Annotated in this window: 19 protein-coding genes; all 19 read left to right on the top strand. The window is 57.3% G+C overall.

The annotated features are described in order from the left end of the window. Positions 1-569 precede the first annotated feature (569 nt). Positions 570-704, top strand: coding sequence for a 50S ribosomal protein L34 (gene rpmH / locus QOM08_RS28260; RefSeq protein WP_003213577.1), 135 nt, complete (start codon positions 570-572; stop codon positions 702-704). 16 nt (positions 705-720) lie between these two features. Further along, positions 721-1,125 (top strand): ribonuclease P protein component, encoded by a 405-nt coding sequence (gene rnpA, locus QOM08_RS28255; protein WP_047230119.1) that lies wholly within the window; start codon positions 721-723, stop codon positions 1,123-1,125. Further along, the gene (yidD, locus tag QOM08_RS28250; protein ID WP_010465488.1) at positions 1,118-1,363 is read left to right on the top strand and encodes a membrane protein insertion efficiency factor YidD; all 246 of its coding nucleotides are present in this window, start codon (positions 1,118-1,120) and stop codon (positions 1,361-1,363) included. Before rnpA ends, yidD begins: the two co-directional genes overlap by 8 nt. A gap of 2 nt (positions 1,364-1,365) precedes the next feature. After that, positions 1,366-3,048 carry a membrane protein insertase YidC gene (yidC, locus tag QOM08_RS28245; RefSeq protein WP_047230103.1) on the top strand — a complete coding sequence of 561 codons (1,683 nt, stop codon included), beginning with the start codon at positions 1,366-1,368 and terminating at the stop codon, positions 3,046-3,048. 79 nt (positions 3,049-3,127) lie between these two features. Further along, positions 3,128-4,498 (top strand): tRNA uridine-5-carboxymethylaminomethyl(34) synthesis GTPase MnmE, encoded by a 1,371-nt coding sequence (gene mnmE, locus QOM08_RS28240; protein WP_107323176.1) that lies wholly within the window; start codon positions 3,128-3,130, stop codon positions 4,496-4,498. Between the two features lie 559 nt (positions 4,499-5,057). Beyond that, entirely contained in the window at positions 5,058-6,950 is a 1,893-nt protein-coding gene (mnmG, locus tag QOM08_RS28235) for a tRNA uridine-5-carboxymethylaminomethyl(34) synthesis enzyme MnmG (RefSeq protein ID WP_316912395.1), read from the top strand. Between the two features lie 5 nt (positions 6,951-6,955). Next, the gene (gene rsmG, locus QOM08_RS28230; protein ID WP_171061291.1) at positions 6,956-7,591 is read left to right on the top strand and encodes a 16S rRNA (guanine(527)-N(7))-methyltransferase RsmG; all 636 of its coding nucleotides are present in this window, start codon (positions 6,956-6,958) and stop codon (positions 7,589-7,591) included. 18 nt (positions 7,592-7,609) lie between these two features. Then, positions 7,610-8,407, top strand: coding sequence for a ParA family protein (locus tag QOM08_RS28225; protein ID WP_003187199.1), 798 nt, complete (start codon positions 7,610-7,612; stop codon positions 8,405-8,407). A 9-nt stretch (positions 8,408-8,416) separates the two neighbouring features. Beyond that, the gene (locus tag QOM08_RS28220; RefSeq protein WP_003207098.1) at positions 8,417-9,289 is read left to right on the top strand and encodes a ParB/RepB/Spo0J family partition protein; all 873 of its coding nucleotides are present in this window, start codon (positions 8,417-8,419) and stop codon (positions 9,287-9,289) included. A gap of 148 nt (positions 9,290-9,437) precedes the next feature. Then, the gene (locus tag QOM08_RS28215; RefSeq protein ID WP_316912394.1) at positions 9,438-9,845 is read left to right on the top strand and encodes a F0F1 ATP synthase subunit I; all 408 of its coding nucleotides are present in this window, start codon (positions 9,438-9,440) and stop codon (positions 9,843-9,845) included. Positions 9,846-9,861: 16 nt separating this feature from the next. Further along, complete coding sequence (gene atpB / locus QOM08_RS28210; protein ID WP_047230098.1) at positions 9,862-10,731, top strand: F0F1 ATP synthase subunit A; 870 nt, start codon at positions 9,862-9,864, stop codon at positions 10,729-10,731. Between the two features lie 132 nt (positions 10,732-10,863). Beyond that, positions 10,864-11,121 carry a F0F1 ATP synthase subunit C gene (gene atpE, locus QOM08_RS28205; protein ID WP_003097235.1) on the top strand — a complete coding sequence of 86 codons (258 nt, stop codon included), beginning with the start codon at positions 10,864-10,866 and terminating at the stop codon, positions 11,119-11,121. Positions 11,122-11,179: 58 nt separating this feature from the next. Continuing rightward, positions 11,180-11,650 carry a F0F1 ATP synthase subunit B gene (locus QOM08_RS28200; RefSeq protein WP_047230097.1) on the top strand — a complete coding sequence of 157 codons (471 nt, stop codon included), beginning with the start codon at positions 11,180-11,182 and terminating at the stop codon, positions 11,648-11,650. Positions 11,651-11,662: 12 nt separating this feature from the next. Beyond that, positions 11,663-12,199: a F0F1 ATP synthase subunit delta gene (locus QOM08_RS28195; RefSeq protein WP_047230096.1), complete on the top strand. Its 537-nt coding sequence runs from the start codon at positions 11,663-11,665 to the stop codon at positions 12,197-12,199. A 21-nt stretch (positions 12,200-12,220) separates the two neighbouring features. Next, entirely contained in the window at positions 12,221-13,765 is a 1,545-nt protein-coding gene (gene atpA, locus QOM08_RS28190; protein ID WP_025216279.1) for a F0F1 ATP synthase subunit alpha, read from the top strand. Between the two features lie 50 nt (positions 13,766-13,815). Beyond that, entirely contained in the window at positions 13,816-14,676 is an 861-nt protein-coding gene (atpG, locus tag QOM08_RS28185; protein ID WP_003207090.1) for a F0F1 ATP synthase subunit gamma, read from the top strand. Positions 14,677-14,703: 27 nt separating this feature from the next. Next, the gene (atpD, locus tag QOM08_RS28180) at positions 14,704-16,080 is read left to right on the top strand and encodes a F0F1 ATP synthase subunit beta (RefSeq protein WP_047230095.1); all 1,377 of its coding nucleotides are present in this window, start codon (positions 14,704-14,706) and stop codon (positions 16,078-16,080) included. Between the two features lie 45 nt (positions 16,081-16,125). Then, the gene (locus QOM08_RS28175) at positions 16,126-16,551 is read left to right on the top strand and encodes a F0F1 ATP synthase subunit epsilon (protein WP_047230094.1); all 426 of its coding nucleotides are present in this window, start codon (positions 16,126-16,128) and stop codon (positions 16,549-16,551) included. Positions 16,552-16,666: 115 nt separating this feature from the next. Next, positions 16,667-18,034 carry a bifunctional UDP-N-acetylglucosamine diphosphorylase/glucosamine-1-phosphate N-acetyltransferase GlmU gene (gene glmU / locus QOM08_RS28170; RefSeq protein WP_107323173.1) on the top strand — a complete coding sequence of 456 codons (1,368 nt, stop codon included), beginning with the start codon at positions 16,667-16,669 and terminating at the stop codon, positions 18,032-18,034. The last annotated feature ends 70 nt before the right edge of the window (positions 18,035-18,104 follow it).

The raw sequence follows: 18,104 nt of genomic DNA, 5'->3' as shown, positions 1-18,104 counted from the left end.
GGATATCCCCTAAGTTGAAAGCCGGTGAGGCAAAAACAAGCGGCCATTGTAGCGAGCGGACGCCCACTTATCCACATGCAGGTTGCTCATCCACCATGATTTATCAATGCCTTAACAACGAGCAAGACGACAGGCGGTCGGTGGATAAGCTCTGTGGATAACCGCCCGTGAGGTCGTTGCACAAGTGGGGGTTGAAGTCGGTGGATAACCTCCCTGTGGATAAGTAGCTATTCCACACACAGCTTATCCGACAGCGCAGCACAGGCTGAACACCGCTTTCCCCTGTAGTTGTCATTCTCTGTACATGGCGGACTACAAGGCCTAGGCATGGTTATCCACAGACAGGTGCCAGCCTTGCTTTTATAAGCTTTACAGAAAAGCTTTAAATAATTCCCTTCTTTTTATTTCTATATCTGGAGTCCTGCGATGAAGCCGCTATCCAGGCGCGATATCTATTTGAAGTAAACGCTGGTTGGAAATTGACCTAGAGGCTTGCTTTCTCTAGAATCCCCGGTCTCTTAAAACGGGGGCCATTCCGGCCCGTTGTGGACGAACCCAGGTAACACGACATGAAACGTACTTTCCAACCAAGCACTATCAAACGCGCTCGTACCCACGGTTTCCGTGCTCGCATGGCTACCAAGAACGGTCGTGCCGTCCTGTCGCGTCGTCGCGCCAAAGGTCGTGCGCGTCTGGCAGTTTGATAATCCGGCACTGGAGGTGAGTCAGGACTTCAGTCGGGAAAAGCGTCTGCTTACACCCCGGCATTTCAAGGCAGTCTTTGACTCCCCTACCGGCAAGGTTCCGGGGAAAAATCTCCTGCTCCTTGCGCGCAGCAACGATCTTGATCACCCCCGACTAGGGCTGGTTATCGGGAAAAAGAGCGTCAAGCTCTCCGTTCAGCGCAATCGCCTCAAACGTCTGATGCGCGAATCGTTTCGCCTGAACCAGGATTCTCTGGTCGGTTGGGACATTGTTATCGTCGCGCGCAAAGGTTTGGGTGACGTAGAAAACCCCGAATTGATTCAGCATTTCGGCAAACTCTGGAAGCGCTTGGCTCGTAACAAGCCAGCACCGCCAGCAGTCAACACCGAAACTGTAGGGGTAGACAGTCCCGATGCGTAAACTGGCACTCGTTCCGATCCAGTTTTATCGCTACGCCATTAGTCCCCTGATGGCCAGTCACTGTCGTTTCTACCCCAGTTGTTCTTGCTACGCGTATGAAGCCATAGAAAATCATGGCCTTCTGCGCGGTGGCTGGCTGACCTTTCGTCGTTTAGGTCGCTGTCATCCGTGGAATCCCGGCGGTTATGACCCGGTTCCGCCTATCCCTACCTCCCGTTCTTCTTCGATGGCCGAGTAATCATGGATATCAAACGCACGATCCTGATCGTCGCCCTGGCAATCGTGTCCTACGTAATGGTTCTTAAATGGAACCAGGACTATGGCCAGGCTGCCCTGCCGACTCAGAATGTTGCAGCCAGCAATACCGCACCGAGCTTGCCGGACACCACGACTGGCAATAGCACCGCCAGTAATGACGACATCCCCCGCGCGGCAAACGATACCACTGCTCCTGCCGAAGCCCCTGTGGCTGCAAGCAAGGATCTGATCCAGATCAAGACGGACGTGCTTGAGCTGGCAATCGATCCACAAGGTGGTGACGTCGCTCAGTTGAAGCTGCCGTTGTATCCGCGCCGCCAGGACCATCCGGAAATTCCATTCCAGTTGTTCGATAACGGCAATGAGCGGACCTATCTGGCCCAAAGTGGTCTGATCGGCACCAACGGCCCGGATGCAAACCCGGCCGGCCGCCCGGTTTACTCCTCCGAGAAGAAGACTTATCAACTGGCTGACGGTCAGGACCAGTTGGTCGTGGACCTGAAGTTCAGCAAGGACGGCGTCAATTACATCAAGCGTTTCACTTTGAAACGTGGCCTGTATGACGTGACTGTTTCCTATCTGATCGACAACCAGAGCGCACAGCCCTGGTCTGGTGCGATGTTCGCGCAGCTCAAGCGTGACGCCAGCGATGATCCTTCCTCCAGCACCGCCACCGGTACCGCGACTTACCTGGGCGCTGCCCTGTGGACAAGTTCGGAGCCGTACAAGAAAGTGTCCATGAAAGACATGGACAAGGCGCAGCTCAAGGAAACCGTACAAGGTGGCTGGGTTGCCTGGTTGCAGCACTATTTTGTAACCGCCTGGATCCCGCAGAAAGGCGAGAACAACGTCGTCCAGACGCGTAAAGACAGCAAAGGCAACTACATCGTCGGTTATACCGGCCCGGCATTGACCGCTGCACCAGGTGCAAAAGTCGAGACCAGCGCGATTCTGTATGCCGGTCCAAAAAGCCAAGCGGTGTTGAAAGAGTTGTCCCCAGGTCTGGAACTGACCGTGGACTACGGGTTCCTGTGGTTCATTGCCCAGCCAATCTTCTGGCTGCTGCAACATATCCACAGCATCGTCGGTAACTGGGGCTGGTCGATCATCTTCCTGACCATGCTGATCAAGGGGATCTTCTTCCCATTGTCGGCAGCCAGCTACAAATCCATGGCTCGCATGCGCGCAGTGGCACCGAAACTGGCCGCCCTGAAAGAACAACATGGCGATGACCGGCAGAAAATGTCCCAGGCCATGATGGAGCTGTACAAGAAAGAGAAGATCAACCCGTTGGGTGGTTGCTTGCCGATTCTTGTCCAAATGCCTGTGTTCCTGGCGCTGTACTGGGTGCTGCTGGAAAGCGTCGAGATGCGCCAGGCACCGTTCATGCTGTGGATTACCGACCTGTCGATCAAGGATCCGTTCTTCATCCTGCCGATCATCATGGGCGCGACCATGTTCATTCAGCAGCAGCTGAACCCAACGCCTCCGGACCCTATGCAGGCGAAGGTCATGAAGATGATGCCGATCATCTTCACCTTCTTCTTCCTGTGGTTCCCTGCGGGCCTGGTGCTGTACTGGGTTGTGAACAACGTGTTGTCGATTACCCAGCAGTGGTACATCACGCGTAAGATCGAAGCGGCTACGAAAAAAGCCGAGGCGTAACTTGCTCTGTGGATAACCACACAAAACGCCCCCTAGTGGGGCGTTTTGCTATCTGCCACTTTTGTCTGGATACCGGTTTATGAGCGCACCTCGTGAAACCATCGCCGCCGTTGCTACTGCCCAAGGTCGCGGCGGAGTCGGCATCGTCCGTATTTCGGGACCGTTGGCCAGCGTCGCGGCAAAGGCCATCAGCGGTCGAGAACTCAAACCTCGGTTTGCTCACTACGGCCCTTTTTTCAGTGATGACCAGCAGGTGCTCGATGAAGGCCTGGCTTTGTATTTTCCTGGTCCCAACTCGTTCACCGGCGAAGATGTGCTGGAGCTGCAAGGCCACGGTGGTCCGATCGTCCTGGACATGTTGCTCAAGCGTTGCCTCGAACTGGGGTGTCGTCTTGCGCGACCAGGCGAGTTCAGCGAACGCGCATTCCTCAATGACAAGCTCGACCTGGCCCAGGCCGAAGCCATTGCTGATCTGATCGAAGCCAGTTCCGCACAGGCCGCGCGCAATGCCTTGCGATCCCTGCAGGGCGCTTTTTCCCAGCGTGTGCATAACCTCACCGAGCAACTGATCGGCCTGCGGATCTACGTCGAGGCCGCGATCGACTTTCCCGAGGAAGAGATCGACTTTCTCGCCGATGGTCACGTGCTCAGCATGCTCGACAAGGTCCGCGATGAGTTATCCACAGTACTGCGCGAAGCCGGGCAGGGTGCTTTGTTGCGCGATGGGATGACGGTGGTGATCGCCGGAAGGCCAAATGCCGGCAAATCCAGCCTCCTCAACGCCTTGGCAGGCCGTGAGGCCGCGATTGTTACCGAGATCGCCGGCACCACCCGGGATATTCTGCGCGAACATATCCACATCGATGGTATGCCCCTGCATGTGGTCGACACGGCCGGCCTGCGGGATACCGACGACCATGTGGAAAAAATCGGCGTGGAGCGTGCGCTCAAAGCCATCGGCGAGGCTGACCGCGTGTTGTTGGTGGTCGATGCCACGGCCCCGGAAGCGGATGATCCTTTCGCTTTGTGGCCAGAGTTTCTGGAAACCCGGCCTGACCCTTCGAAAGTCACGCTGATTCGTAACAAGGCCGACCTGACCGGGGAACCCGTGACCTTGGAGGTCAGCGCTGATGGCCACGTCACCATTAGCCTCAGTGCGAAATCCGCGGATATGGGACTGGAGTTGCTGCGCGAACATTTAAAGGCCTGCATGGGTTACGAGCAGACTTCGGAAAGCAGCTTCAGCGCCCGTCGTCGGCACCTTGAGGCGCTGCGCCATGCCAGCGCGGCGCTTGAGCACGGTCGCGCGCAACTGACCCTTGCCGGAGCCGGTGAGCTACTGGCCGAAGATTTACGTCAGGCCCAGCAAGCTCTCGGGGAAATTACCGGGGCCTTCAGCTCTGATGACCTGCTTGGTCGAATCTTCTCCAGCTTCTGCATCGGTAAATAACCCATTCCTTAAGAACCCGGCTGCTATCGACCCTACAACGAGTCCATGCAGCCGGTTTTCTCTCTTTTCTAGAACGATTGCCCTGCATGGCGGCTTGCCTGTGGGCGGTGTCTGGATCAAAAGCCAGTTTTCCTGTGGATTAAGCCCTGTGAATAACTGGGCCTGAGGTCAGTTGATAAACCCCCCTCAAAACTGAAGATAACCGCCTCTGTGGATAACCACCCCATTCATCCACAGGCTTACACCGGTTATCCAAGCCCCTCAGCCGTACCTGACCACAGGGTTTTGAATCTCTGTACATATTGAATATAAAGGCCTTCAGAGCTTTATCCACAGAAAGTAAGGTCAGTAAGAATAAACATAAAAACAAAGGTTTTATAAATTTCTTTCTTTTTAATTTCTTTAACCTCGACTTCTCCACAGCTGGTTAAATTTTGTGCAAAGGGTTCTTTAGGAAAGGGGAAGTCCCTATACTTGCCGACCTGGCTCGAAAAACGCCCAAGGCCAGGCTCAAACCTATTTTCCGAATTACCTGAATTAAGCAGGCACGAGGTGCGTGGTGGATTTCCCTTCCCGTTTTGAAGTGATCGTCATCGGCGGCGGTCATGCCGGTACCGAGGCAGCACTTGCATCAGCACGCATGGGGGCTAAAACCCTGTTGCTGACGCATAACGTGGAAACCCTCGGCGCCATGAGCTGCAACCCCGCCATTGGTGGGATTGGCAAAAGCCATCTGGTCAAGGAAATCGATGCCCTCGGTGGCGCGATGGCCATGGCCACGGATAAAGGTGGCATTCAGTTTCGTGTATTGAACAGCCGTAAAGGCCCGGCCGTGCGGGCTACTCGTGCCCAGGCCGACCGTGTCCTGTACAAGGCCGCTGTCCGCGAAATCCTGGAAAACCAGCCGAACCTGTGGATATTTCAACAGGCAGCCGATGACCTGATCGTCGAGCAGGACCAGGTGCGTGGTGTTGTGACCCAGATGGGCCTGCGCTTCTTCGCTGATTCCGTGGTGCTGACCACCGGGACCTTCCTCGGTGGACTTATCCACATCGGCATGCAGAACTATTCCGGCGGTCGCGCAGGTGATCCACCCTCAATCGCACTGGCCCAGCGCCTGCGTGAGTTGCCGTTGCGTGTCGGTCGCCTGAAAACCGGTACGCCACCGCGCATCGATGGCCGCTCTGTGGATTTCTCGATGATGACCGAGCAGCCGGGCGATACGCCGATTCCGGTCATGTCGTTCATGGGCTCCAAAGCGCAGCACCCGAAACAGGTGAGCTGCTGGATCACCCATACCAACGCCCGCACTCACGAAATCATTGCTGCCAACCTGGATCGCTCGCCCATGTATTCCGGCGTGATCGAAGGTATCGGCCCGCGTTATTGCCCATCGATCGAAGACAAGATCCATCGGTTTGCCGACAAGGAAAGCCATCAGGTCTTCATCGAACCCGAAGGCCTGACGACGCACGAGCTGTACCCGAACGGGATTTCCACTTCCCTGCCGTTCGACGTGCAACTGCAGATCGTCCAATCGATTCGCGGCATGGAAAACGCCCACATCGTTCGTCCGGGCTATGCCATCGAATACGATTACTTCGACCCGCGGGACCTCAAGTACAGCCTGGAAACCAAAGTCATCGGCGGCCTGTTCTTTGCCGGACAAATCAACGGCACCACCGGTTACGAAGAGGCCGGTGCCCAAGGCCTGCTGGCTGGCGCCAACGCAGCGCTGCGCTCCCAGGGCAAAGACAGCTGGTGCCCGCGCCGCGATGAGGCGTATATCGGTGTGCTTGTGGATGATTTGATTACCCTGGGTACTCAGGAACCGTATCGGATGTTCACCTCCCGTGCCGAATATCGTCTGATCCTGCGTGAAGACAACGCTGACCTGCGCCTGACCGAGAAAGGTCGCGAGCTGGGGCTGGTCGATGACGTTCGCTGGGCCGCGTTCTGCAAGAAACGCGAGAGTATCGAGCTGGAAGAACAGCGCCTGAAAAGCACTTGGGTTCGTCCTGGTACCGAGCAGGGCGATGCCATCGCGACCAAATTCGGCACACCGCTGACCCACGAATACAACTTGCTCAACTTGTTGAGCCGCCCGGAAATCGATTATGCCGGGCTGGTGGAAGTGACCGGTCAGGGTGCGGAAGATCCGCAGGTGGCCGAGCAGGTCGAGATCAAGACCAAATACGCCGGTTACATCGACCGTCAGCAAGACGAAATCGCCCGTCTGCGCGCCAGTGAAGACACAAAACTGCCTGTGGATATCGACTACACAGGCATTTCCGGGTTGTCGAAGGAAATCCAGAGCAAGCTCGGTGCAACTCGTCCAGAGACCCTGGGCCAGGCTTCGCGCATTCCCGGTGTGACCCCGGCGGCCATTTCCCTGTTGATGATTCATTTGAAAAAACGCGGCGCGGGCCGTCAGTTGGAGCAAAGCGCTTGAGTTCGATGGTCACCTCGCAACACGCCGAAGAGTTATCCACAGGTGCCCGTCAGCTCGGCGTCAGCCTGACCGAAGCCCAGCACGCGCAGTTGCTGGGCTATCTGGCCCTGTTGATCAAATGGAACAAGGCCTACAACCTGACCGCGGTGCGCGATCCGGATGAAATGGTCTCGCGGCATCTGCTCGACAGCCTCAGCGTCATGTCCTTCATCGAAGACGGCCGCTGGCTCGATGTCGGCAGTGGCGGTGGCATGCCGGGTATCCCGCTGGCGATCCTGTTTCCTGGCTCGCAAGTGACCTGCCTGGACAGCAACGGCAAGAAAACCCGCTTCCTGACCCAGGTCAAACTCGAACTCAAACTGGATAACCTGCAAGTTATCCACAGCCGCGTCGAAGCGTTCCAGCCTGCCCAGCCTTTCAACGGGATCATCTCCCGGGCGTTCAGCAGCATGGAAAACTTCAGCAATTGGACTCGCCACCTGGGCGATGCCGATACGCGCTGGCTGGCAATGAAGGGCGTTCATCCGGCCGATGAGCTGGTAGCATTGCCGGCAGACTTCCACCTCGATAGCGAACACGCCCTGGCCGTACCCGGTTGCCAAGGCCAACGCCATCTGCTGATACTGCGCCGCACGGCATGATTGGGAATACAAGCAACAATGGCTAAGGTATTCGCGATAGCGAACCAGAAGGGTGGTGTGGGTAAAACCACCACCTGCATCAACCTCGCAGCATCCCTGGTCGCGACCAAGCGCCGGGTGTTGCTGATCGATCTCGATCCACAGGGCAACGCCACCATGGGTAGCGGTGTGGATAAACATGGCCTGGAAAACTCCATTTACGATGTCCTGATCGGCGAATGCGATCTGGGCCAGGCCATGCATTTCTCCGAACACGGCGGTTATCAACTGCTGCCGGCCAATCGTGACCTGACGGCGGCCGAAGTGGTTCTGCTGGAAATGCAGATGAAGGAAAGCCGCCTGCGCAGCGCCTTGGCGCCGATTCGGGAAAATTACGATTACATCCTGATCGACTGCCCACCGTCGCTTTCGATGCTGACCCTCAACGCCCTGGTGGCCGCTGATGGGGTGATTATCCCCATGCAGTGCGAGTACTTCGCCCTTGAAGGGTTGAGCGACCTTGTGGATAACATCAAGCGCATTGCCGAACTGCTGAACCCGGAGCTGAAAGTCGAGGGCCTGCTGCGGACCATGTATGACCCGCGCCTGAGCCTGATGAACGACGTATCGGCCCAGCTCAAGGAACACTTCGGCGAGCAGCTCTACGATACGGTCATTCCGCGTAACATCCGTTTGGCCGAAGCGCCGAGCTACGGCATGCCGGCCCTGGCCTACGACAAACAATCCCGAGGCGCGCTGGCCTATCTGGCCCTGGCGGGCGAGATGGTTCGCCGCCAGCGCCGAAACCCACGCACCGCTGCTGCCCAGCCAACTTAAGGAAACCCCATGGCCGTCAAGAAACGAGGTCTCGGACGTGGACTGGATGCACTGCTCAGTGGCCCCACTGTCAGTTCGCTGGAAGAGCAGGCCGTACAAGTCGATCAGCGCGAGCTGCAACACTTGCCCCTGGACCTGATCCAGCGCGGCAAGTATCAGCCGCGTCGGGACATGGATCCGCAGGCACTGGAAGAGCTGGCCCAGTCGATCAAGAGCCAGGGCGTGATGCAGCCGATCGTGGTTCGGCCGATCGCCAACGGGCGCTTCGAGATCATCGCCGGCGAACGCCGCTGGCGTGCCAGCCAGCAGGCGGGTCAGGAAACCATTCCGGCGATGGTCCGCGATGTACCGGATGAAACCGCCATCGCCATGGCGCTGATCGAGAATATCCAGCGCGAAGACCTCAACCCGATCGAAGAGGCTGTGGCCCTTCAGCGTTTGCAGCAGGAGTTCCAGTTGACTCAACAGCAGGTCGCCGAAGCGGTGGGCAAGTCCCGCGTGACCGTGGCCAACCTGTTGCGCCTGATTGCGTTGCCGGAAGTCATCAAGACCATGCTGTCCCATGGTGATCTGGAAATGGGGCATGCCCGGGCGTTGCTCGGTTTGCCGGAAAATCAACAGGTTGAAGGGGCGCGACATGTTGTCGCACGAGGCCTGACTGTGCGCCAAACCGAGGCACTGGTTCGTCAGTGGCTCAGTGGTAAACCGGCACCTGTCGAAGCACCGAAAACCGATCCGGATATCGCACGCCTGGAACAGCGCCTGGCCGAGCGCCTAGGCTCTGCGGTGCAGATTCGCCACGGCAAGAAGGGCAAAGGGCAATTGGTGATCGGTTATAACTCCCTCGATGAGCTGCAAGGTGTCCTTGCGCACATTCGCTGAAACAATTGCTCTTGTAGCGCGCAGTCGGAAATCACTACCTGGCAGTTGAATAGGGGCAGAACCGCCCCTATACTCTGCGCGCATTTTGTCGGCACAAATTATGCCAAGTTATTGAATTATGGCGGCCGATCATTGGAGAGCAAAAGCGATGGAAACACGCACGCCAAACCGCTTGCCGTTCCATCGTCTGGCGGTTTTCCCGGTGTTGATGACCCAATTCGTCGTTGTACTGATCGCTGCTTTGGCGTTCTGGCAATGGAAGGGAGTCGTCGCCGGATACTCTGGGCTTTGCGGAGGCCTGATAGCCTTGCTTCCCAATATTTATTTCGCTCACAGGGCATTTCGGTTTTCCGGCGCCCGAGCAGCCCAAGCCATCGTCCGGTCTTTTTATGCCGGTGAGGCGGGGAAACTGATTTTGACGGCAGTGCTGTTTGCATTGACGTTCGCAGGTGTGAAGCCACTGGCGCCGCTGGCTGTATTCAGCGTCTTCGTGCTGACCCAACTGGTTAGCTGGTTCGCTCCCCTGCTAATGAGAACAAGACTTTCGAGACCTTAGGGCGTTTGAGGCAACCATGGCAGAGACAACCGCTTCGGGCTATATCCAGCACCACTTGCAGAACCTGACCTTCGGGCAGCTACCCAATGGCGGCTGGGGCTTTGCTCACACCGCAGCAGAAGCCAAGGAAATGGGCTTCTGGGCCTTCCACGTCGATACGCTCGGCTGGTCGGTCGCACTGGGTCTGATCTTCGTGCTTCTTTTCCGCATGGCGGCGAAGAAGGCGACTTCCGGTCAGCCTGGTGCACTGCAGAACTTCGTTGAAGTATTGGTCGAATTCGTCGATGGCAGCGTGAAAGACAGCTTCCATGGCCGTAGCCCGGTGATCGCACCGCTGGCACTGACCATCTTCGTCTGGGTGTTCCTGATGAACGCCATCGACCTGGTACCGGTCGACTGGATTCCTCAGCTGGCCATCCTGATCTCCGGCGATTCGCACATCCCGTTCCGCGCCGTGTCGACTACCGACCCGAACGCGACCCTGGGCATGGCGTTCTCGGTTTTCGCACTGATCATTTTCTATAGCATCAAGGTCAAGGGCATCGGCGGCTTCATCGGCGAACTGACCCTGCACCCGTTCGGCAGCAAGAACATTCTCGTTCAGGCCCTGCTGATCCCGGTGAACTTCCTTCTGGAGTTCGTGACCCTGATCGCCAAACCGATCTCCCTGGCCCTGCGTCTGTTCGGCAACATGTATGCCGGCGAGCTGGTGTTCATCCTGATCGCCGTGATGTTCGGCAGCGGTCTGCTCTGGCTCAGCGGCCTGGGTGTAGTTCTGCAGTGGGCGTGGGCTGTGTTCCACATCCTGATCATCACCCTGCAGGCGTTCATCTTCATGATGCTGACCATCGTCTACCTGTCGATGGCGCACGAAGAAAACCATTAAGGCCAGTCTCGACTAGTCTGATGTCCTTCCCGGTCACACGGGAAGGGGCCCGAACGGGCTTGATGAAACGATTTGTTTTACCGCTTTAATCTAAAAAACCTAAACCATACGACGTAAAAGTCGGGAGGAAAGATGGAAACTGTAGTTGGTCTAACCGCTATCGCTGTTGCACTGTTGATCGGCCTGGGCGCACTGGGTACCGCAATTGGTTTCGGCCTGCTGGGCGGCAAGTTCCTGGAAGGCGCCGCGCGTCAGCCAGAAATGGTTCCAATGCTGCAAGTTAAAATGTTCATCGTGGCTGGTCTGCTCGACGCCGTGACCATGATCGGTGTTGGTATCGCTCTGTTCTTCACCTTTGCGAACCCGTTCGTTGGTCAAATCGCTGGCTAATTACTCGGATGTCTCGAGTAGATTGGTGTGATGGACAACGTAACTGCGAGGTGTTGGCGTGAACATTAATGCGACCCTGATTGGCCAGTCCGTTGCGTTCCTGATTTTTGTACTGTTCTGCATGAAGTTCGTATGGCCTCCGGTCATTGCGGCATTGCACGAACGTCAAAAGAAGATCGCGGATGGTCTGGACGCTGCCAGCCGTGCAGCTCGCGACCTGGAGTTGGCCCATGAGAAAGTGGGTCAGCAACTGCGCGAAGCGAAAGCTCAGGCAGCTGAAATCATCGAGCAAGCCAAGAAACGCGGTACCCAGATTGTCGACGAAGCCCGTGAACAGGCTCGCGTCGAAGCTGACCGTGTGAAGGCTCAGGCTCAAGCCGAGATCGAACAGGAACTGAACAGTGTCAAAGACGCCCTGCGTGCCCAAGTGGGTGCCCTGGCTGTTGGCGGTGCTTCGAAGATCCTGGGTGCCACAATCGATCAAAACGCGCACGCAGAGCTGGTAAACAAACTGGCTGCTGAAATTTAAGCGAGGGCGATCATGGCAGAACTGACCACGTTGGCCCGACCTTACGCTAAGGCGGCCTTCGAGCACGCTCAGGCCCACCAGCAACTGGCCAATTGGTCAGCCATGCTCGGCCTGGCAGCAGCGGTGTCGCAAGATGACACCATGCAGCGCGTGCTCAAGGCCCCGCGACTGACGAGCGCAGAAAAGGCCGCCACGTTCATTGACGTGTGCGGCGACAAGTTCGATGCCAAGGCACAGAATTTCATTCACGTCGTTGCCGAAAACGACCGTCTCCCGCTTCTGCCGGAGATCGCCGCATTGTTCGACCTGTACAAGGCTGAGCAAGAGAAGTCGGTAGACGTGGAAGTGACCAGTGCTTTTGCATTGAACCAAGAACAGCAAGACAAACTCGCCAAGGTTCTCAGTGCACGACTCAACCGGGAAGTGCGTCTGGACGTTACGGAAGACCCTGCCTTGATTGGTGGTGTCGTTATCCGCGCCGGTGACCTGGTTATCGATGGCTCGATTCGCGGCAAAATCGCGAAACTTGCCGAAGCATTGAAATCTTGAGTTTGAAGGGGCAGCAGAGCAATGCAGCAACTCAATCCTTCCGAAATAAGTGAAATTATCAAGGGCCGCATCGACAAGCTCGATGTGACCTCCCAAGCCCGTAACGAAGGCACTGTCGTCAGCGTATCTGACGGCATCGTGCGGATTCACGGTCTGGCCGACGTCATGTACGGCGAGATGATCGAGTTTCCGGGCGGCGTCTACGGTATGGCCCTCAACCTGGAGCAAGACTCTGTAGGTGCCGTGGTATTGGGCGCGTACACGTCTCTGGCTGAAGGCATGAGCGCCAAGTGCACCGGCCGCATCCTCGAAGTTCCGGTTGGTAAGGAACTGCTGGGTCGCGTAGTCGACGCACTGGGTAACCCAGTTGACGGCAAAGGTCCGCTGAACAACACCGAGACCGATGCGGTCGAGAAAGTTGCTCCAGGCGTGATCTGGCGTAAGTCGGTAGACCAGCCTGTACAGACTGGCTACAAGGCTGTCGATGCCATGATCCCTGTCGGCCGTGGCCAGCGTGAGCTGATCATCGGTGACCGTCAGATCGGTAAAACCGCTCTGGCGATCGACGCGATCATCAACCAGAAGAACAGCGGCATTTTCTGCGTCTACGTGGCAATCGGTCAGAAGCAATCGACCATCGCCAACGTGGTTCGCAAGCTGGAAGAAAACGGCGCCCTGGCCAACACGATCATCGTGGCTGCCAGTGCTTCGGAATCTCCTGCGCTGCAGTTCCTGGCACCGTACTCCGGTTGCACCATGGGCGAATACTTCCGCGACCGCGGTGAAGACGCGCTGATCGTTTATGACGATCTGTCCAAGCAGGCAGTGGCTTACCGCCAGATTTCCCTGCTGCTGCGCCGTCCACCAGGCCGTGAAGCTTACCCAGGCGACGTGTTCTATCTCCACTCCCGTCTGCTGGAGCGCGCATCCCGCGTTTCGGAAGAGTACGTAGAGAAGTTCACCAACGGCGCAGTGACCGGCAAAACCGGTTCCCTGACCGCACTGCCGATCATCGAAACCCAGGCTGGCGACGTTTCTGCGTTCGTTCCGACCAACGTGATTTCCATCACCGACGGTCAGATCTTCCTGGAATCGGCCATGTTCAACTCCGGGATCCGTCCTGCTGTGAACGCCGGTGTTTCGGTATCCCGTGTGGGTGGTGCCGCTCAGACCAAGATCATCAAGAAGCTCTCCGGTGGTATCCGTACCGCTCTGGCTCAGTACCGTGAACTGGCGGCATTCGCCCAATTCGCGTCTGACTTGGACGAAGCGACCCGTAAGCAACTTGAGCATGGTCAGCGCGTTACCGAGCTGATGAAGCAGAAGCAATACGCTCCGATGTCGATCGCTGACATGGCGTTGTCGCTGTATGCCGCTGAACGTGGGTTCCTGACTGACGTCGAAATCGCCAAGGTCGGCAGCTTTGAACAAGCGCTGATTGCTTACTTCAACCGCGATCACGCCGATTTGATGGCGAAGATCAACGTGAAGGGTGACTTCAATGACGAAATCGACGCTGGCATGAAAGCCGGTATCGAGAAGTTCAAGGCCACCCAAACCTGGTAAGCCGCAGCGGGAGTCGCAAGGCTCCCGCTTGCTAACCTGATAGGTGTTACATGGCAGGCGCAAAAGAGATTCGCAGTAAGATTGCGAGCATCAAAAGCACGCAAAAAATTACCAGCGCCATGGAAAAAGTGGCGGTCAGCAAAATGCGCAAGGCACAAATGCGCATGGCTGCTAGCCGTCCCTACGCGGAGCGCATCCGCCAGGTAATTGGTCATCTGGCCAACGCCAACCCGGAATATCGCCACCCGTTCATGATCGACCGCGCCATCAAGCGCGTCGGTTACGTTGTGGTGAGCAGTGACCGTGGTCTGTGCGGTGGCTTGAACACCAACCTGTTCAAGGCCCTGGTCAAGGACATGGCTGTAAACCGTGAACAAGGCGTCGAGATCGATCTGTGCGTGATTGGTAGCAAGGGTGCGGCTTTTTTCCGCAACTTCGGCGGTAACGTCGTCGCTGCTATCAGCCACCTGGGTGAAGAGCCGTCGATCAATGATCTGATCGGCAGCGTCAAGGTGATGCTGGATGCTTACCTGGAAGGCCGTATTGACCGCCTGTCCGTGGTATCCAACAAATTCATCAACACCATGACGCAACAGCCTACCGTGGAGCAGTTGATTCCACTGGTGGCGACCCCGGAACAGGAACTCAAGCACCACTGGGACTACCTCTACGAACCGGATGCCAAAGAGCTGCTTGACGGCTTGATGGTCCGCTACGTGGAATCGCAGGTTTACCAGGCGGTGGTCGAGAACAACGCAGCTGAACAAGCGGCGCGGATGATCGCGATGAAGAACGCTACCGACAACGCCGGTGATCTGATCAGTGATTTGCAACTGATCTACAACAAGGCGCGTCAGGCTGCGATCACCCAAGAGATCTCGGAAATCGTCGGCGGCGCTGCCGCGGTTTAACGGTTCAAATATTCAGAGGATCCAGCTATGAGTAGCGGACGTATCGTTCAAATCATCGGCGCCGTTATCGACGTGGAATTTCCACGCGACAGCGTACCGAGCATCTACAACGCGCTGAAAGTACAAGGCGCGGAAACCACTCTGGAAGTTCAGCAGCAGCTGGGCGACGGCGTGGTACGTACCATTGCGATGGGCTCCACCGAAGGCTTGAAGCGCGGTCTGGATGTTGTCGACTCTGGCGCAGCCATCTCCGTACCGGTCGGTAAAGCGACCTTGGGCCGGATCATGGACGTACTGGGCAACCCGATCGACGAAGCAGGTCCGATCGCCACCGAAGAGCGCTGGGGCATTCACCGTCCTGCGCCATCCTTCGCTGAACAGGCAGGCGGCAACGACCTGCTGGAAACCGGCATCAAGGTTATCGATCTGGTTTGCCCGTTCGCCAAGGGCGGTAAAGTCGGTCTGTTCGGTGGTGCCGGTGTCGGCAAGACCGTAAACATGATGGAACTGATCCGTAACATCGCCATCGAGCACAGCGGTTATTCCGTGTTCGCCGGTGTGGGTGAGCGTACTCGTGAGGGTAACGACTTCTACCACGAGATGAAGGACTCCAACGTTCTGGACAAAGTGGCACTGGTTTACGGTCAGATGAACGAGCCGCCGGGAAACCGTCTGCGCGTAGCCCTGACTGGTCTGACCATGGCCGAGAAGTTCCGTGACGAAGGTAACGACGTACTGTTGTTCGTCGACAACATCTACCGTTACACCCTGGCCGGTACCGAAGTATCCGCACTGCTGGGCCGTATGCCTTCGGCAGTAGGTTACCAGCCGACCCTGGCTGAAGAGATGGGCGTGCTGCAAGAGCGCATCACTTCGACCAAGGAAGGTTCGATCACCTCGATCCAGGCGGTATACGTACCGGCGGACGACTTGACCGACCCGTCGCCAGCGACCACCTTCGCCCACTTGGACGCCACCGTCGTTCTGTCCCGTGACATCGCTTCCCTGGGTATCTACCCAGCGGTAGACCCACTGGACTCGACTTCGCGTCAGCTGGACCCGAACGTGATCGGCCAGGAGCACTACGACACCGCTCGCGGCGTTCAGTACGTGCTGCAGCGCTACAAAGAGCTGAAGGACATCATTGCGATCCTGGGTATGGACGAGCTGTCGGAAACCGACAAGCAGTTGGTATCCCGCGCTCGTAAGATCCAGCGCTTCTTGTCGCAGCCGTTCTTCGTGGCTGAAGTCTTCACCGGTGCCTCGGGTAAATACGTTTCCCTGAAAGACACCATTGCTGGCTTCAAAGGCATCCTCAACGGTGACTACGACCACCTGCCAGAACAAGCGTTCTACATGGTCGGCGGCATCGAAGAAGCGATCGAGAAAGCCAAGAAACTGTAATCCCGGCGCCCGGAAACGGGCGCTAATTTAGGTTGAGGCAATCAGATGGCTATGACAGTCCATTGCGATATCGTCAGTGCGGAAGGGGAAATTTTCTCCGGTCTGGTCGAGATGGTGGTTGCGCATGGTGAGCTGGGCGATCTTGGTATCGCTCTGGGTCACGCACCGCTGATCACTAATCTGAAACCAGGTCCGATCCGCTTGATCAAGCAGGGCGGGGAATCCGAGGTGTATTACATCTCCGGTGGTTTCCTCGAGGTTCAGCCGAACATGGTCAAGGTCCTTGCCGACACCGTGCAACGTGCTGCCGACCTGGACGAAGCCTCCGCTCAGGAAGCCGTCAAGGCTGCTGAGAAGGCCTTGCATGAGCGCGGCGCCGAGTTCGATTACGGCTCTGCTGCTGCACGTCTGGCCGAGGCCGCAGCCCAGCTGCGCACCGTCCAGCAGATCCGCAAGAAGTTCGGCGGCTAAGCCGTCTGCTTTCTGTGCGATTGATTAAAAAGGGTAGCCTCGGCTACCCTTTTTTCTTTTCCCGACACTCATCATCTGGTCGCAGCCGCTGACCACCCAGGATTGGTAGCCAGTCATGTCTCTCGAAATCGTTATCCTCGCGGCGGGTCAAGGCACTCGCATGCGTTCGGCGCTGCCCAAGGTATTGCACCCGGTAGCCGGCAACTCCATGCTCGGTCATGTTATCCACAGCGCCCGGCAACTTGATCCACAGCGCATTCACGTGGTGATCGGCCATGGGGCGGATGCTGTGCGTGAGCGCTTGGCGGCGGATGACCTTAATTTTGTCCTGCAGGATAAACAACTGGGGACCGGCCACGCGGTGGCCCAGGCGGTGCCATTTATTACCGCCGATACGGTACTGATTCTCTACGGCGACGTGCCGCTGATCGAAGTCGATACCTTGCAGCGCCTGCTCAAGCATGCTGCTCCACAGCAATTGGGCCTGCTGACCGTCGAGCTGGATGACCCCACTGGTTACGGCCGCATTGTGCGCAACGCCGACGGCCAGGTGACAGCGATTGTCGAGCAAAAGGACGCCAACGAAGCCCAGCGCGCGATCACCGAAGGCAACACCGGCATTCTTGCCGTACCGGCTGAACGCCTGGGCGACTGGATGAGTCGTTTGTCGAACAACAATGCCCAGGGCGAGTACTACCTGACCGACGTGATTGCCATGGCGGTCAGCGACGGGCTGGTGGTCGCCACTGAGCAGCCGCTGGATGCCATGGAAGTGCAGGGCGCCAACGATCGCCGGCAACTGGCCGAACTGGAGCGTCACTATCAATTGCGCGCCGCCCGCCGCCTGATGGCTCAGGGCGTGACCCTGCGCGACCCGGCCCGTTTCGATGTGCGCGGTGAAGTCAGCGTCGGCCGCGATGTGGTCATCGACATCAACGTTATCCTTGAAGGCAAGGTCATCATCGAAGACGACGTGGTCATCGGCCCGAACTGTGTGATCAAGGACAGCACCCTGCGAAAAGGCGTGGTGATCAAAGCCAACAGTCACCTCGATGGCGCCGTCATGGGCGAAGGCAGCGACGCGGGCCCATTTGCTCGCCTGCGTCCGGGTACCGTGCTGGAAGCCCACGCCCATGTGGGTAACTTCGTCGAGCTCAAGAATGCCCACATGGGCGAAGGCGCCAAGGCCGGTCACCTGACCTATCTGGGTGACGCTGAAATCGGCGCACGCACGAACATTGGTGCCGGTACCATCACCTGTAATTACGACGGCGCCAATAAGTATCAGACGACTATTGGTGAGGACGTGTTCATTGGCTCCAATAATTCGCTGGTTGCACCGGTGACCATCGGTGATGGATCAAACACCGCAGCAGGTTCAACCATCAATCAGGATGTGGATAAGTCTCAACTGGCTGTGGCCCGTGCGCGGCAGCGCAACATCGATGGCTGGAAGCGCCCAGTCAAAATCCAGAAAACCTGAGTTATCCACAACTCCGGTCGCCGCCATCGCGAGCAGGCTCGCTCCCACACTGAATTCTCGGCTGACACGG

This window comes from Pseudomonas sp. P105 (genome assembly GCF_032614175.1).
Lineage (GTDB): Bacteria > Pseudomonadota > Gammaproteobacteria > Pseudomonadales > Pseudomonadaceae > Aquipseudomonas > Aquipseudomonas rhizophila.
This window is presented reverse-complemented; position numbering and strand designations above follow the sequence as displayed.

Bases quoted from the DNA above. Each gene is read 5' to 3' on its own strand.
- atpE (WP_003097235.1), top strand. From the start codon at position 10,864: ATGGAAACTGTAGTTGGTCTAACCGCTATCGCTGTTGCACTGTTGATC.
- QOM08_RS28195 (WP_047230096.1), top strand. From the start codon at position 11,663: ATGGCAGAACTGACCACGTTGGCCCGACCTTACGCTAAGGCGGCCTTC.
- QOM08_RS28175 (WP_047230094.1), top strand. From the start codon at position 16,126: ATGGCTATGACAGTCCATTGCGATATCGTCAGTGCGGAAGGGGAAATT.
- atpG (WP_003207090.1), top strand. From the start codon at position 13,816: ATGGCAGGCGCAAAAGAGATTCGCAGTAAGATTGCGAGCATCAAAAGC.
- QOM08_RS28225 (WP_003187199.1), top strand. From the start codon at position 7,610: ATGGCTAAGGTATTCGCGATAGCGAACCAGAAGGGTGGTGTGGGTAAA.
- glmU (WP_107323173.1), top strand. From the start codon at position 16,667: ATGTCTCTCGAAATCGTTATCCTCGCGGCGGGTCAAGGCACTCGCATG.
- atpD (WP_047230095.1), top strand. From the start codon at position 14,704: ATGAGTAGCGGACGTATCGTTCAAATCATCGGCGCCGTTATCGACGTG.
- rpmH (WP_003213577.1), top strand. From the start codon at position 570: ATGAAACGTACTTTCCAACCAAGCACTATCAAACGCGCTCGTACCCAC.
- rsmG (WP_171061291.1), top strand. From the start codon at position 6,956: ATGGTCACCTCGCAACACGCCGAAGAGTTATCCACAGGTGCCCGTCAG.
- QOM08_RS28215 (WP_316912394.1), top strand. From the start codon at position 9,438: ATGGAAACACGCACGCCAAACCGCTTGCCGTTCCATCGTCTGGCGGTT.
- QOM08_RS28220 (WP_003207098.1), top strand. From the start codon at position 8,417: ATGGCCGTCAAGAAACGAGGTCTCGGACGTGGACTGGATGCACTGCTC.
- mnmE (WP_107323176.1), top strand. From the start codon at position 3,128: ATGAGCGCACCTCGTGAAACCATCGCCGCCGTTGCTACTGCCCAAGGT.
- yidC (WP_047230103.1), top strand. From the start codon at position 1,366: ATGGATATCAAACGCACGATCCTGATCGTCGCCCTGGCAATCGTGTCC.
- atpA (WP_025216279.1), top strand. From the start codon at position 12,221: ATGCAGCAACTCAATCCTTCCGAAATAAGTGAAATTATCAAGGGCCGC.
- atpB (WP_047230098.1), top strand. From the start codon at position 9,862: ATGGCAGAGACAACCGCTTCGGGCTATATCCAGCACCACTTGCAGAAC.
- yidD (WP_010465488.1), top strand. From the start codon at position 1,118: ATGCGTAAACTGGCACTCGTTCCGATCCAGTTTTATCGCTACGCCATT.